This is a genomic window from Mesorhizobium sp. P3_A9, from assembly GCF_056402975.1.
The window spans coordinates 1-14,869 of sequence record NZ_JBFUGJ010000137.1; the positions used below are offsets into that span (position 1 = coordinate 1).

General features: G+C 64.3%; 16 protein-coding genes. 10 read left to right on the forward strand and 6 right to left on the reverse strand.

Features of this window, described 5'->3' with window-relative positions:
- From AC1DX0_RS18960 to AC1DX0_RS18985, 6 genes are all read left to right on the forward strand, one after another.
- Positions 1-329 (forward strand): helix-turn-helix transcriptional regulator (locus AC1DX0_RS18960; protein WP_477356412.1); only part of this gene is annotated, 329 nt, incomplete at its 5' end.
- A 202-nt stretch (positions 330-531) separates the two neighbouring features.
- Positions 532-1,158: an outer membrane protein gene (locus tag AC1DX0_RS18965; protein ID WP_477223673.1), complete on the forward strand. Its 627-nt coding sequence runs from the start codon at positions 532-534 to the stop codon at positions 1,156-1,158.
- Positions 1,104-1,235, forward strand: a complete 132-nt coding sequence (locus AC1DX0_RS18970) for an outer membrane protein (protein ID WP_477223745.1) — start codon at positions 1,104-1,106, stop codon at positions 1,233-1,235. The genes AC1DX0_RS18965 and AC1DX0_RS18970 overlap by 55 nt, the downstream gene beginning before the upstream one ends.
- A 439-nt stretch (positions 1,236-1,674) precedes the next feature.
- Positions 1,675-2,616 (forward strand): SH3 domain-containing protein, encoded by a 942-nt coding sequence (locus AC1DX0_RS18975; protein ID WP_477223674.1) that lies wholly within the window; start codon positions 1,675-1,677, stop codon positions 2,614-2,616.
- A gap of 10 nt (positions 2,617-2,626) precedes the next feature.
- Positions 2,627-3,049, forward strand: coding sequence for a hypothetical protein (locus tag AC1DX0_RS18980; protein ID WP_477356414.1), 423 nt, complete (start codon positions 2,627-2,629; stop codon positions 3,047-3,049).
- Positions 3,050-3,066: 17 nt separating this feature from the next.
- A complete protein-coding gene (locus tag AC1DX0_RS18985; RefSeq protein ID WP_477223676.1) occupies positions 3,067-3,819 on the forward strand; it encodes a hypothetical protein in 753 nt (250 codons plus the stop codon).
- Between the two features lie 66 nt (positions 3,820-3,885).
- Here AC1DX0_RS18985 and AC1DX0_RS18990 read toward each other — a convergent pair whose 3' ends face one another.
- From AC1DX0_RS18990 to AC1DX0_RS19015, 6 genes are all read right to left on the reverse strand, one after another.
- Positions 3,886-6,183: a xanthine dehydrogenase family protein molybdopterin-binding subunit gene (locus tag AC1DX0_RS18990; RefSeq protein ID WP_477356416.1), complete on the reverse strand. Its 2,298-nt coding sequence runs from the start codon at positions 6,181-6,183 to the stop codon at positions 3,886-3,888.
- Positions 6,180-7,163 (reverse strand): FAD binding domain-containing protein, encoded by a 984-nt coding sequence (locus AC1DX0_RS18995; RefSeq protein WP_477356418.1) that lies wholly within the window; start codon positions 7,161-7,163, stop codon positions 6,180-6,182. Before AC1DX0_RS18995 ends, AC1DX0_RS18990 begins: the two co-directional genes overlap by 4 nt.
- Positions 7,160-7,639: a (2Fe-2S)-binding protein gene (locus AC1DX0_RS19000; RefSeq protein WP_477223679.1), complete on the reverse strand. Its 480-nt coding sequence runs from the start codon at positions 7,637-7,639 to the stop codon at positions 7,160-7,162. The genes AC1DX0_RS18995 and AC1DX0_RS19000 overlap by 4 nt, the downstream gene beginning before the upstream one ends.
- Before the next feature lie 165 nt (positions 7,640-7,804).
- Positions 7,805-10,063: a xanthine dehydrogenase family protein molybdopterin-binding subunit gene (locus AC1DX0_RS19005; protein ID WP_477223680.1), complete on the reverse strand. Its 2,259-nt coding sequence runs from the start codon at positions 10,061-10,063 to the stop codon at positions 7,805-7,807.
- Positions 10,053-11,111, reverse strand: coding sequence for an FAD binding domain-containing protein (locus AC1DX0_RS19010; RefSeq protein WP_477223681.1), 1,059 nt, complete (start codon positions 11,109-11,111; stop codon positions 10,053-10,055). The genes AC1DX0_RS19005 and AC1DX0_RS19010 overlap by 11 nt, the downstream gene beginning before the upstream one ends.
- Positions 11,108-11,605 (reverse strand): (2Fe-2S)-binding protein, encoded by a 498-nt coding sequence (locus AC1DX0_RS19015; protein WP_477223682.1) that lies wholly within the window; start codon positions 11,603-11,605, stop codon positions 11,108-11,110. The genes AC1DX0_RS19010 and AC1DX0_RS19015 overlap by 4 nt, the downstream gene beginning before the upstream one ends.
- 279 nt (positions 11,606-11,884) lie before the next feature.
- Between AC1DX0_RS19015 and AC1DX0_RS19020 the strand changes: the two genes are divergently transcribed.
- The 4 genes from AC1DX0_RS19020 to AC1DX0_RS19035 all read left to right on the forward strand — a co-directional run.
- Positions 11,885-12,502 carry a TetR/AcrR family transcriptional regulator gene (locus AC1DX0_RS19020; protein ID WP_477356420.1) on the forward strand — a complete coding sequence of 206 codons (618 nt, stop codon included), beginning with the start codon at positions 11,885-11,887 and terminating at the stop codon, positions 12,500-12,502.
- Positions 12,503-12,506: 4 nt separating this feature from the next.
- A complete protein-coding gene (locus AC1DX0_RS19025) occupies positions 12,507-12,743 on the forward strand; it encodes a hypothetical protein (RefSeq protein ID WP_477223684.1) in 237 nt (78 codons plus the stop codon).
- Between the two features lie 93 nt (positions 12,744-12,836).
- Entirely contained in the window at positions 12,837-13,580 is a 744-nt protein-coding gene (locus AC1DX0_RS19030) for a DeoR family transcriptional regulator (RefSeq protein WP_477223685.1), read from the forward strand.
- A gap of 118 nt (positions 13,581-13,698) precedes the next feature.
- Positions 13,699-14,869 (forward strand): sugar ABC transporter ATP-binding protein (locus tag AC1DX0_RS19035; RefSeq protein WP_477356422.1); only part of this gene is annotated, 1,171 nt, incomplete at its 3' end.

The window sequence follows — 14,869 nt, forward strand, 5'->3', positions numbered from 1 at the left end:
TGCGTGGCCTGCGCGCGGCAAGGCTGCAGGCCATCCTGCAAAAGATGCGGGACAATTTCGCCGATCCCGCCATTTCGGCCCAGAGCGTTGCCTCGCAATTGCGGCTCTCGGTGCGCTATGTCCATGACCTGCTGCAGGAAACCGGGGTGAGCTTTGCCGAGCGCATTCACGAATTGCGCCTGCAGAGGGCGCACCGGATGCTTTGCGACAGGCGCAACGACCGGATGCGCATCAGCGAGATCGCGCTGCTCAGCGGCTTCTCCGACGTTTCCTATTTCAATCGCTGCTTCCGCCGCCGCTTCGGCTCGACGCCGAGCGGCGCCAGGTAGGTTCGCGCCGCCAGTCCTGTCGAGCGCCAAATCGACTGCGGCTGAATCGCCACACCGACCGGGAAAGCGCCGCCCCACTATCCCAGACAATTCCAGTGCGGCCCAGCCCAAGACGTGACCCGCGGACAATGCAACACCGGGTGCTCGATCGCCGCGGAGCATTTTCGCGGCGGGGACCACAACCCTTGGGGCGGCAGACAAAATGAAAACGATCCTACTCGCTACGGCCTTCATCCTCGCGCCGATCGGCATGGCATGCGCGGCAGACATCACTGAGGCATCGCCCGTTTCCGGCTACGACTGGTCCGGCCTCTATGCCGGCGTCGACATCGGATACGTGGCCGGAAGGTCCGATCTCTTCATCGCCGGCGGCGGCATCGGTGGGGCCACGGACCTTAACCTTCCCCTCGATCCAGACGGTTTTATTGGCGGTATTCATATCGGCGCCAACTACCAGATGGCGAACCGCTTCGTCATCGGCGCCGAGGCTGACATCGCCTACAGCAATGCCGACGGACTGACGCCCCTCGATGCTAGTGGCGGTGGTTTCAGCACATTGCTCAAGAGCGAACTTAAGTGGTCGGGTGCGGCGCGGCTGCGGGCGGGCTACGCTTTCGATCGGACTTTGCCCTACATCGCTGCCGGCGTGGCCGCGGCAAAGTATGAAGTGACTGCGATCGGCGGTAGCGGCGCCGTTCAAATACCATTCCACGATGAGACCCATGTCGGCTGGACCGTTGCGCCGGCATCGAGCATGCCTTCACCGACCGGTGGATCGCGCGGGCCGAATATCGCTACTCCGACTTCGGCAGCAAGGACCTCTCGATAGCAGCCGGTCTGCTCACGGAGACGCATGTCGATCTGCAGACGCACGATGTCCGGGTCGGGCTCAGCTACAAGTTCTGATCGGCTGAAGCGGCCATCTTTCCCTAGGGGGAGATGGCCAGCAGATCAGAGGAGGCCGGCTTCCCAGCCAGGATTCTCAAGAAAAAATTACCAGAACGGCCGGAATGAGGACTCGATTCTACTTGAACAGAGTAGTAGCGTGAYAACCGGGTGAGAAAAAAGATAAAACGATTGGGGAGCATCAGCACATAGTTCGTTGATGACTTTTCGAATGCCTGCCATCTCGGCTGGCCGCAGATGATGATTACAGAATCCAAGCCCAGCAGACATGACTGATCGCGGAAGCGTCGACGCCTGATTGAATCGAGGCGATAGCTTGTTGTTCGCGGCTGTATTCGATGGTCCCTCGGATAAATCCGATACGGACGCACCGACCCTTCGGACGAAATTACTTTGGAGTTTCACAGCATAGACTGAATTCAGATTGGTGGGTGGGGAAATGACCAACATGCTGGATGACGCGATGGCGGACGAAGTCTCTCCCGCTATCGATGGCGCGGTCGGCGACGAGGAGCCAGTCCCGATGGAGGCTGCGCCGCCGCCGCCAAACGTGGTGCCGGCGACGACTGCAACCGGCGATGTCTATGTGACGATCGCGCGCGATGGCCTCAACCTGCGAGCAGGCCCTGGCACGGAGTTCGCGGTTGTCGGCGTTCTTCAACTGGGTACACGTGTCCACCTTCTGAAGCGGGAAGGGACGTGGGGACAGGTGGACCGGAACGGCGACGGCGCCGCGGATGGCCACGTGCTGCTGTCCTATCTTCGGCCCGAGCAGGCGGATGGCAGCCCACCGCAACCGGCGCAGCCATCATCGCCGTCAGGCAGCTTCGTCACGCTGGACAAAGTTCTCCTGCAGACCATCATGGACCGCTGTGGCGGCGTTCATATCCGGTCGCAGCTCAATCTGGATGTCGTCGCCGACGCACTCAATCGCGCGATGTTGCTCGCCGATGCCGGTACGCGACTGAGGGAAGTCGCGTTCCTGTCGCAGGCGGTCATCGAGACGGATTATTTCCGGACATTCGAAGAGTATGGCAGGGGGCACGGCATGCCGTACGGACGGTATTACGGTCGCGGCATGCATCAGCTTACCTGGGAAGCAACCTACAATTCGTGCAGCCGTGCGATTTTCGGGGACAACCGCCTCGTGGCCGATCCGGACCTGATCATCAAGGACATAGGCACCAACATACAGGGGACTGCTTGGTACTGGAGGGACTACAAGCCGTTCAATGCCCTGGCCGATGCCGGGAATATCGATGAGATCATCAGGCGCCTCTATGGCGGAACGATCACCAGCAGCAAGCCGAAGGTGAGGAAGTCCGTCATTCTGCGGCGCAGTTTCTACACGACGATCAAGTCGACCCTCGACAGCCAGTAGCCCGAGGAAAATGATGCATTTTCTGTGGCGGCAATCGATCTTGACGAGCCTGTCATTGGCATTCCTGGCCGTCGTTCACGGCCGGGCGTTGGCTGACGATACGGCTGATGCCTCGAGGGCGTTTGCCGACGTCAACTGGGCCTGGTCGGATCGCGGACCGTGCAGCGACGTTCTGCTTTGCGCGACCTATCTTGGTGACTTTTCCATCAAACTTCACCTCGATGGCACGATTACCCCGGTCTTGCACGTACAGAGACTGACCACATCAGCTCACGACTGCATTCAGCGCGCCTTGGAAGCCTTGGCGCACGGAGATAAGGCGCTGGCGGTCTCATGGGTCGTCGCTACGCAGTTACATAACCAGGACGAAATGGATTGGCTGGGAACGCACTCAAACCTTGTTGTGKCGACCTTGGATCATTTTGATCACTAGAAAATCAAGGAGGGGCCGTGGCAGAGCCGACACCGGATAATGGGGCCTCAGTGGTGGACCTAAACGTATTGACCGCGGACAAGCAGATTGCCGGGCGGATTCTTGCCGCATACCAGAGGATGCTGCTTTGGCTGTTCCTGACGACGATCGCCGTGATCGCCGCGATCGTCGTCGCGGCGATCCTGACCATGAAGGCTCAGGGGGACAGCGATATCGCACCTGGAATTTTCCCGGTCGTGGTGCTGTCCGGCTGCCTGGGCTCTTTCTTCAGCGCGCTGATCCGCCTCTACCAGTTCGACGATCTGCCAAAGGCATTGGTCAGCCCTGTGTTGCAGGACCTGCCCAAATTCTATCTGTTTATCTATTCGCTCGTTCCGGCTGTTGTCGGAGCCATCGCCGCTGCGGTTCTCTATCTGGTCTTCGCCAGCAAGCTGCTGACCGTCGCTCAACTGATACCCGAATTCACGTGTAAGATCGGGGCTTGCAAGAACTTCACGGACCTGACGAGCAATTTCGGGCCGACGACCATGGAAGATTATGCCAAGGTCTTGATCTGGGGTTTTATAGCCGGGTTTGCCGAACGCCTTGTGCCGGACACGCTCCAGCGCTTTGCCAATGCGCTGGAGACTGGCGATGCCGTCAAGACGTCAAACGCGGATAACGCCGACAGCGACCCGGCGGTCGTGAACGAGAATGTCGCGCCGCCTGATCCGGCTGTCGGAAACGGTGCCGCACCCGCCGACAAGGCCAAGGGACAGCCTGTCGGCTGAGTGCGGTCCGGCCCCGCTATGGGGTGCCGGACCGAAACCGCTCTGCCCAATTTCCCGGCGCAGCCATCAGATCAGCTTCTCCAGCGTGATCGGCAAGTCGCGCACGCGCTTGCCCGTCGCATGGAACACCGCGTTGGCGATCGCCGGCGCGACACCGACAATAGCCAGTTCGCCGACACCCTTGCCACCGAGCACCGAGGAGTGCAGGTCGGGAATGCCGACCGAGATCACCTCGATGTCGGGAATGTCGGCATTGGTCGGCACCAGATAATCGGCGAGGTTGTTGTTGACGATGCGGCCGTGGCGGCGGTCCATGATGCCTTCTTCCAGCAGCGCCTGGCCGATGCCCATGATGATGCCGCCCTTCCACTGGCTTTCGGCGAGTTTCGGGTTGTAGAGCCGGCCGGAATCCAGCGCCGACACGACGCGCGACACCCGTACGGTGCCGAAATCCTCGTCGACGCGCACCTCGATGAAATGCGCGCACCAGGAGTGGCGGGAATAGTCGCCCTCGGTGTGCGGCAGCGACATGGCGATGGTGGTGTAGTTTTTGTAGCGGTCCTCGGCCGTCGAGTTGGCCGGCATGGTGTCGCCCGTGGCTTCGATTTGGTCGCGGCCGACGCTCTTGAGCAGTTCGGCGATGGAGACATCGGGGCCATCGCCGCGCGGTGCGGTGATACGGCCATTGGCGACAACCAAAGTATTGGCCTGCAGCGTGTGGAAGGGCGAACGCGGATCGCTGATGGCGAGCCCCACCAACTGGTCGAGCGCCGAGGTTGCGGCCTTGTAGACCGCGCCCGTCATGACGCCGGCAAGGCGCGAGCCGCCGGTGACGCCRGCGCGGGSRAAGYGSGAGTCGCCGAGCTTCACCRMCACGTSSTCSRCCGGMACGCCSASCGTYTCGGCSGCSGTCTGSGCMAGGATSGTGTAGGTGCCCTGGCCCATGTCGATSGASGAGCTTTCGACCTCGACCGARCCGTCGGCSAGGATGCGCACGATCGCCTCGCCATACGCGCGGCGCACCGGGTAGGTGCCGGCGGCGACGCCCCAGCCGATCAGCTGGTTGCCGTCACGCATCGAGCGTGGTGCTGGCGAGCGCCTGGCCCAGCCGAAGCGTTCTGCGCCAGCAGCAAAAGCCTCGCGCAACTGCCTAGTCGACCAGGCTTTTTTGGCGTGCGGGTCCTGCTCTGCATAGTTTCTGAGCCGGATCTCCAGCGGATCGATGCCGACCTCATAGGCAAGCTCGTCGATGGCGCTTTCGATGCCGAAAGCCGAGGGATTTTCGCCCGGCGCGCGCATGGCGCCCGGCACCACCGAGTTCACCCGCACGACATTCTGCTTCGAAGAGAAATTCGGCGTCGCGTACATGATCGAGGTGACCGAGCCGAGCGGCTCGACCCACATGCCGTCGATCGATGTTTCATTGACGCCGCGATGCACGATCGACTGGATCACGCCGTCATGGTCGGCGCCGATCGTCACCGTCTGCCGTGTCGCGGCGCGGCCGCCGTACCCGGTGAAAGTCTGGGGCCGCGTCATGACCAGCCGCACCGGCCGGCCGAGCATCTTGGCTGCACTGGCGGCCACCGCGCCGTGGCTGAGCGCCAGCGCCTTGGAGCCAAAGCCGCCGCCAATATAGGGCGAGACCAGCCGCACATTCTCGAACGGCACTTCGAACCATTCGGCATAGGTGCGGGCCATGCCGTCGAGCCACTGGCTCGGCTCCCACACGGTGAGATGGTCGCCTTCCCAGCGGGCGATCAGGCCGTGCGGCTCCATCGGCGCCTGGTATTCGCGCGGCGTGTTGTAGGCGGCGCAGATCCGCACCGGCGCCGAAGCGAAGGCGGCAGGCGCATCGCCCCATTCCTTGGTCATGGCGTCGATCGGAATGCCATCACCGGCCTTGCTGTCGCTGAGATCAACAATGGCAGGCGTCTCGTCATAGCTGACCTTGACCAGGGCAGCGGCAGCGACCGCCTGTTCGAAGGTTTCGGCGACGACAGCCGCGACATGCTGGCCCGAGAAGGTGATGTCGCGCGCCAGCGGGCAGTAGGGCTTGTCGGGCGGCGGTGTGCCGAACCAGTCCGATGCGGTTCTCAGGCTGATGATGGTGTCCGGCGTCAACACTTGCAGAACGCCGGGTGCTGTCTCGGCGGCTGCGGTGTCGATGGCGCGCACCTTGCCTGACGCAATCGTGCTTTCGACCAGCACGGCGTAGGCTAGCCCTTCGAGCTGCTGCTCGACGGCRTATTTCGCGGCACCGGTGATCTTGGCCGGGCCGTCGACGCGCGACAGCCGGCCGCCGACGGCTTCCGCCAGCGCGCCATCGGAGGCGTCACCATGTCTGATGTTGTGAACGGTCATGCCGTCTCTCCCAATTTGAGGATGGCGCGSGCGATRACGCGCGGCGCGAGCTCGATCTTGTAGTGGTTGGCGCCRTGGTCGACGGCGCCYTCSAYGGCGAGCAGGCTGGCGGCGCGGACGGTTTCCGGCTCCAGCACCTTGCCCCTCAACGCGTCTTCCACGGCCCGCGCGCGCCATGGCTTGGTGGCAACGCCGCCGAGCGCGACGCGCAGGTCGCGGATGGTGCGTCCATCGGCTTCCAGTTCGAGGCCGACGGCGGCACTCGCGGCGGCAAATTCATAGGACTGCCGGTCGCGGATCTTCAGATAGGTCGAGCGGCGGGCAGTAGCGGAGGCGGGAATTTCGATGGCGGTGATCATTTCGCCGGGCTCGATCGCATGTTCCTTGTCGGGCGTGCTGCCGGGCAGCAGGAAAAAGTCGTCCACCATAAGCTTGCGCTCGCCGAGATGGACTGTCGCGTCGAAGGCGACCAGCGCGGTGGCGAGGTCGCCGGGGTACATGGCGATGCAGGCCTCGCTGGTGCCAAGCACGGCGTGACCACGGGTAACGCCGCCGATGGCCGAACAGCCTGAGCCGGGCTGCCGCTTGTTGCAGGCGGAAAAATTCGCGGGATCGCGGAAATAGGGGCAGCGCGTGCGCTGCATTAGATTGCCGCCGATGGTCGCCATGTTGCGGATCTGCGCCGACGCCGCCTGCCAGAGCGCTTCGGAGATTGCGGGGAAGCGGCTCTTGATGTCGGCATGGTCGGCGACGTGGCCCATTCTGGCGAGCGCGCCGATGGTGGCGCCGCGCTCGGTCACTTCGATCCGGTCCAGCCCCTTGAGATGGGTGATGTCGACCAGGCTATCGGGCTCGGCAACGCCGCATTTGGCGAGATCGATCAGTGTCGTGCCACCGGCAAGCAGCATGGCGCCGGGCAGGGCGGCTGCCTGGCGTGCGGCATCGATCGAGCCGGCGCGGAAATAGGAAAAATCCCTCATGATGCGACCTCCAGGGCTGCCTGTCGGACAGCGGCGACAATGTGCGGATAGGCGCCGCAACGGCAGAGATTGCCGGCCATGTATTCGCGGATCTCTTCATCCGAGCCGGCATGGCCCTCACGGATGCAGGCGACCGCCGACATGATCTGGCCCGGCGTGCAATAGCCGCACTGGAAGGCGTCCTGCTCGAGGAAGGCAGCCTGCACGGGATGCAGTTCGCCCTCCCGCGCAAGCGCCTCTATGGTGGTGATGGTGCGGCCCTCGGCTTGTGCTGCCAGCGTCAGACACGCCAGCACGCGCTCGCCGTCGACATGCACGGTGCAGGCGCCGCACTGGCCGTGGTCGCAGCCTTTCTTGGTGCCGGTCAGGCCGAGCCTGTCACGCAAGGCGTCGAGCAGCGTGACGCGGGGTTCGAGCTGCAATTCGTGGTGCTGGCCGTTGATGTCGAGATGGATGGGGACTGTTGTTTTCGTCATGGGCGTCGGGCTCCAATTGCTTGACGCGAAGTCGGTTGATCTCATGTCGGGCAGGCGAGGGCAGCCGGCGGATCTAGCGCCCGCTATCCTGCCCTTCGCTGTCGCTTTGGGCACTCTCGTTCGGGAAGCCACGTAATCGGCTTCCCGTCGCTGCGCGGACCACTCTCAGGCCAACAGATCCTCGATGCGGATCGGAAAGCGGCGAGGCCGCACGCCGGTTGCATGCCAGACCGCGTTGGCAACCGCGCCGGCGGTGCCGGTGATGCCGATTTCGCCGACGCCCTTGATGCCGAGCGCATTGACGTAAGGGTCGTCCTCATGGACCAGAAGCGCCTCGACCGATGGAACGTCGGCATTCACCGGGACATGGTATTCGGCGAGGTTGGCGTTCTGGATCCGCCCCGAGCGCCGGTCGGGGACGGCTTCCTCGTGCAGCGCGAAGGAGACGCCCCAGATCATGCCGCCATAATACTGGCTGCGCACAAGCCTGGGATTGATGACCCGCCCGGCGGCGAAGGCGCCGACCAGCCTTGTGACGCGGATCTGCCCGAAATCGGGATCGACCTTGACCTCGGCGAAGACGGCGCCATGCGCGTGCTTGGCATAGGTTTCCTGGGATGCCGGGTCCGGAGCGCCCTTGCCGTGGCCTTCGATCTCGGTGAGGCCAGCGCGGGTGAGGATCTCGGCATAGCTTTCGCTCCGATTCTCATCGTCGCGGCGATACAGCCGGCCGCCGCGCGCCACCACGCCTTCATTGCCGGCGCCGAACAGCGGCGAGGCCTCGTTGCCGGTGGCGAGATCGGCGAGCCTGGCGATCACGGCGGCGCCCGCATTGTGGATCGCCATGCCGGCCGTCGCCGTATGGCCGGAGCCGCCGGCAATGCCCGCATTGGGCAGGTCGGAACTGCCGGCCCTGAAATCGACCTGGTCGATGTCGAGCCCCAACCCATCGGCGGCGATCTGGGCGAAAGCGGTCCAGGCGCCTTGCCCCATGTCCTGCGCGCCGGTCTCCATCAGGCCGCTGCCATCGGCCTTCAGCACGGCTCGCGCCTCGGCCTGGAACATGATGGCCGGGAAGGTCGCCGTGCCCATGCCCCAGCCGGTAAGGAAACCGTCGGCGTCGCGCATCAGCCGCGGCTGCAGCGGGCGGCTCGCCCAGCCGAACGTCTCGGCCGCCTGTCTGTAGCATTCGCGCAGTGCCTTGGAGGAAAACGGCTTACCGGTCATCGGCTCGACCTCGGCATAGTTCCGCAGCCGGAATTCCAGCGGGTCCATGCCACAGGCGTGCGCCGCCTCATCGATGGCGCTCTCGAGCGCGATCGAGCCGGTGGCTTCGCCGGGCGCGCGCATGAACAGCGGCGTACCGGTGTCGAGCCGCACCGCCTCGTGCGAGGTGGTGATGGCAGGGCTGGCATAGAGCGTGTGCGAGGCGTCCGCCGCCGGCTCGAAGAAATCGTCGAAGGTGCTCGACGTGGTCTTGGCGTGATGGGTTATGGCCGTCAGCCGCCCCTCGCCATCCATGCCCATGCGCAAGGTCTGGCGCGTTGGCGCGCGGTGGCCGACAGGCCCGTACATCTGCTCGCGCCGCAGCACCAGCTTGACGGGACGGCCAACGAGACGCGCCGCCAGGATGCCCAGCACCTGCGGTCCGGAAATCATGCCTTTCGAACCGAAGCCGCCGCCGAGGAAGGGGCTGCGGATGTGGATGTTTTGCGGCGCGATGCCGAACAGGCCGGCGATGCGGCCCTGCGCCATAGCCAGGCCCTGGCTCGGCGTGTCGATCGACAGCCGGTCGCCATCCCAGGCGGCGACGATCGCGTGCGGCTCCATGGCGTTGTGGTACTGGGCCGGCGTCTCGTAGGTGGCTTCGATCCGCGTCTTTGCCGATTTGAGGCCGGCCTCGACATCGCCCTTGTGCTGAACGGCCGGATTGCCGACGCCGACACCGCGCGGCACGAAGCTTTCGGCATCGTCGAGACCGACGCGCGCCGGCAGCGCTTCATAGCGCGGCGAGAGCAGCGCCGCCCCTTCGGTCGCCGCTTCCAGCGTTTCGGCGATCACCACGGCGATGCTCTGGTTGGGGTAGCGGACCCCGTCGTTCTGCAACAGGTCGAGCCGGAACATGAAGGGATGGTCCTTGGCGTCCGGGTCAGCGGCGAGCGCCGGCCGGTTCTTGGGCGTCATCACCTCGACCACGCCCTTGTGCGCCTTGGCTGCCTCGACATCCAGCGAGGCAACGCGGCCGCGCGCGATGCTGGAGACAGCGAGCACGGCGTAGAGCATGCCGGGCGGATGGTTGTCGGCCGCATAGCGGGCTGCACCGGTGACTTTCAGAAAACCGTCGCGGCGGGTCAGTGGCTGGCCGATGCTGGAGCCCTGGCGGGCATGGGCGGGCTGCTGGTTGAGGCTGAGTTCAAGCGTCATGGCGCGCTCCGGGAATGTTTGAGAACGGGGAGGCAGGAAGGGCCGGCAGCCGCTCGGGCGTTCCCGCCAGGGCGGATATCAGCGCCCTGACCACGATGCGGCGGGCAAGCTCGATCTTGAACGCATTGTCGCCGGAGGGGCTGGCATCGGCCAAGGCRGCGTCCGCCGCACCGGCGAAGGTCGCCGCGTTGGCATCGGCGCCAAGCAGGATGGCTTCCGCCGAGCGCGCCCGCCACGGCTTGGCCGCGACGCCGCCGAGCGCCAGCCGCGCGGCGCGGATCTTGCCGCCATCGACGACAAGTGCCGCGGCGGCCGAGACGACGGCGAAGGCATAGGAGGTGCGCTCGCGCACCTTGAGATAACGAGCATTGGCGGCGAAGGAGGCCGCCTCCGCCGGCAGGCGCACCGCCACGATCAGGTCGCCGGGCTCCAGCGCATTCTCCCGCTGCGGCGTTTCGCCGGGAAGCCGGTGGAATTCCTCCAGCGTGACGTGGCGCCGGCCCTTCTTGCCCTCGATCTCGACGACGGCGTCGAGCGCCACCAGCGGTACGCAGAAGTCCGACGGATGGGTGGCGATGCAGGCATCGCTCCAGCCGAGTACCGCGTGCAGGCGGTTCTCGCCACCCAGTGCATCGCAGCCGGCGCCTGATACACGCTTGTTGCAGGCGCTGGCGGTGTCGTAGAAATAGCTGCAGCGCGTTCGCTGCAGGAGATTGCCGCCGACAGTGGCGGCGTTGCGAAGCTGCGCCGAGGCACCCGACAGCAGCGCTTCGGCCACCGCCGGATAGGCTTTTGCAAACGCCGCGTCGTGGGCGAGATCGGCATTGCGGACCAGTGCACCGATGCGCAGGCCGCCATCGTCCAGCCGTTCGATGCGATTGAGTTCCGGCAGCCGAGAGATGTCGACGATGCGCTCGGGGCTGGTGATGCCGCCCTTCATCAGGTCGAGCAGATTGGTGCCGCCGGCCAGATAGGCCGAACCCGGCTCGGCCGCCGCCGCGATGGCGTCGGGAATGGTGGCGGGTCTGATATAGTCGAAGTCTCTCATGCCGCGGTCCTCCGGTCGGCTTTGGCAAGTTCTACCTGGGCTTCCAGGACGGCCTCGACGATGCCGCCATAGGCCGCGCAGCGGCATATGTTGCCACTCAGCCCCTCGCGGATGCGTTCGGGATCGTCGCCGGCCTGTCCCTCGGCGATCAGGCCGAGCGTGCTCATGATCTGGCCGGGTGTGCAGAAGCCGCACTGGAAGCCGTCATGGGCGATGAAGGCGGCCTGCACCGGATGCAGCTCTTCACCGTGGGCGACGCCTTCGATGGTCAAGACATCGGCGCCGTCATGGCTGACCGCCAGCGCCAGGCAGGAGTTGATGCGCTTGCCGTCGACCAGCACCGTGCAGGCGCCGCACTGGCCGCGGTCGCAGCCCTTCTTGGTGCCGGTGAGATCGAGCCGCTCGCGCAGCAGGTCGAGCAGGGTTACGCGCGGATCGACCTCCAGCTCGTGTCGGTGCCCGTTGATGGTGAGCGTGATGGGAAGGCTGGTCATGGGCGTCTGGCTCCAGTTTGCTTGACGCGGATGGGAAGTGAACTGGTGCCTTGCCGGAGAAGGGCAAGGTAACCTTATGGTCAGGCGTGGGCGGACGTGGAGATGACCGCGGATCTCCCGGGAGACAGGCGGGCAGGGGAGATGTCGGCTTGCAGGTTCGAAAGACGTGACATATCGCTTCCCCTTCTTATATGATGAAGGCGCTCCACTTAAAACGGAGGTGCCTCCGTTTATTAGTTGGGGCTTGGCCTGGCCGGGTTCAAGTCCCATATTTCGTCCGTGGAGAAAAAATTGGCCGAAGCCGTCATCACAGAAAACAAGGCCGCAGAGGAAAAACCGCTGCGTGCCGATGCACAGCGCAACCGCGACCGACTGGTCGAGGTGGCGGCTTCTGTGTTTGCCGAGCRCGGCATCGATGCCTCGCTGGAAGAGATCGCGCGCCGCGCCGGTGTCGGCATCGGCACGCTCTACCGGCATTTCCCGACGCGCGAGCATCTGGTCGAGGTGGTCTACCGGCGTGAGGCGGAGGGCCTGTGCGCGGCCGCCGGTGATCTCGCGGCAAAACATCCGTCCGATGTCGCGCTGGAGCAGTGGATGCAGCGCTTTGTCGACTACATCGCCACCAAGCGCGGCCTGGCGACCAGCCTGCGCATCCTGTTCAGCACCAATTCGACGCTGTTTTCAGACACGTCCGGGCGAGTGTCGCAGGCCTTGCGCCAACTGGTCGAGGCGGCGGTGGCCGACGGCACCATCCGCGGTGATGTCGACGCCTCGGATGTGCTGCACGCGCTGTCGGGCATCTACTCAGCGCCCGACACGCCGGAGTGGCGCGACCGCTCGCGCCGGCTGGTCARGCTSYTGATGGACGGGTTGCGGTTCGGGGCCAAGAAGGGGTGACACCGTGGGCGACCTCAGCTTGCTGCTGAACAGGTTCGTCAGTGGAGAGGACACCGGCCTGGCAGCCGCCAACAGCTTGGAAGTGTTGCTCGACGACGCCTATCCTGATGACGAGCTTGTTCAAAGTGCCGTTATGGACCTTGCGATGTACAGACCCGGCGGCGGCCCCTTTCTGTTCGACACGCCGGAGATTCAACGGCGCCTGCATCGCCTTCGCGACTATCTTTCGCGCCGCACCTAAAGAGACCCAGGGCGAACCTGGACACTGGGCTTGCATCTGAATGAGAGCGGTTGTTAAAATCCTCACATTTCAAGGGATGCACAGGCCCAACGCATGACCGCTCGCAAAGCGCAAAGGACGGCACGGCTGATCGATCTGCTGTCGCAGCGGCGGGTCATCCATCTTAGCGAGGCGGCGGCGCTTCTCGGCGTCTCGGAGATGACGGTGCGGCGCGATATCGCCACCAACCAGGGGCAGATCGCCTATCTCGGCGGACACATATTGGCGGCGGCCGAGATCGAGGCCGATATCCCTTACGAGCTGGCGACCGCGGCCGACAGCCATGCGGCGGCGAAGCGCGAAGCCTGCGCGCATGCGGTGCGCAGGATACGGCCCGACGAGACGATCTTCATCGACTGCGGCACGACGCTGATCCATATGATCGATCTCATTCCCGACAATTATCAAATAACGGCAATATGTTACGCCATGAATGTGGCGGAGCGCCTGAGCCGCAAGGCCAATGTCACGATCATCATGCTGGGCGGCGTCTATCATCCGGCGTCGGCGTCTTTCTCGGGCACGCATGATTTCGAGATCTTGAACAGCGTCGGCATCAACGCGGCCTTCCTGTCGGCCGCCGGCGTCGATGCCAAGCGCGGCGCCACCTGCGAACATTTTCACGAGGCGGTGGTGAAACAGAAGGTGATGGGCCTGGCGCGCGAGAATTATCTGGTCATCGACTCCAGCAAGATCGGCAAGCTCAAGCGCGCCTTTTTCTCAACCATGGACGGCTTCGACGCCATCGTCACCGAACATGGTGAGGTCGGGCCGGATTCATTTCAGCCGCAGGCCTGACTCCGTTTGACATTTCATCAACCTGATGGAAAAGTCACAAAAAAAGTAAGAGAAGTCTCAAAAGAGACTCTCGACAGTCTGGGGTGGGGACGCGTCAAAGGGAGGAAGTGCGGGCGTCATGATCGAACCGGGTTCGACTGCGCTGATTTCCGAGGCCCCCTTGCTGCGCGTCGAGGGCGTCAGGAAGCGGTTCGGCGGCGTCAATGCGCTGCGCGGCGTCAGCCTCGAAATCTTGTCCGGTGAAGTGCATGCGCTGCTTGGCGAAAACGGCGCCGGCAAATCGACGCTGATCAAGATCCTGAGCGGCGTGCATGTGCATGATGGCGGCTCGATCGAAATCGACGGCAAGCCCGTCTCATTCGTTTCGCCCGCCCAGTCGCGCGATGCCGGCGTGGCGGTCGTCTACCAGGATCTGAGCCTGGTCGAATCGCTTTCGGTCGCCGACAATCTGCTCTTGGGACGAGAACCGAAGACACGGCTTGGCTTCCTGAAAAAACGCCAGCTGGTGGCGCAGGCCGAGGCGTTCCTCAAATCGCAGAACATCCCGCTCGATGCCCGCGCCATGGTTGGCTCGCTGCCCTTCGCCTATCGCCAGATGACCGAGATCGCCAAGGCGCTGATGGGCGATGTCCGCCTGCTCATTTTGGACGAGCCGACCTCGGCGCTGACCGACGACGAAGAAAAGATCCTGTTCGAGGCGATCCGCGCCGTTGCCGCGCGCGGCGTCGGGGTGATCTACGTCACCCATCGCCTCAACGAAGTGTTCCGGATTTCGAACCGGGTGACCGTGTTCCGCGACGGGCAGAATGCCGGAACATTCGTCACGGCGCAGAGCAATATGCGGCAATTGGTGGGCGCGATCGTCGGGCCGGATCATGCTGTTCTGAAGACGGACGGCGCCGGGCAAGGCACGCCGTCATCGGCTTCCGCTGGCTCCTCCCAAAAACCTGTGCTCGAGCTGACTGATGTCAGCAATGACAGGCTCGATCGCGTCAACCTCGAATTGCGCGGGGGCGAGATCCACGGCCTCGCCGGCCTGATCGGCAGCGGGCGGACCGAAATCCTGCAGACCATCTTCGGCCTGCGGCCCGTCCAGTCGGGCGAGGCCAGCCTCGACGGCGTGTCGTTGAAGGGCACAGACCCGGCGGCAGCGATACGGCAAGGCATCGCGCTGGTGCCGGAGGACCGGCATGTCCAGGGCCTGGTCCTCGAACATTCGATCGAGCGCAATCTGACCCTGCCGCGCTTGCCGACTTTCTCGCGCCTCGGCTGGCTGCAGCGCGGTCCGG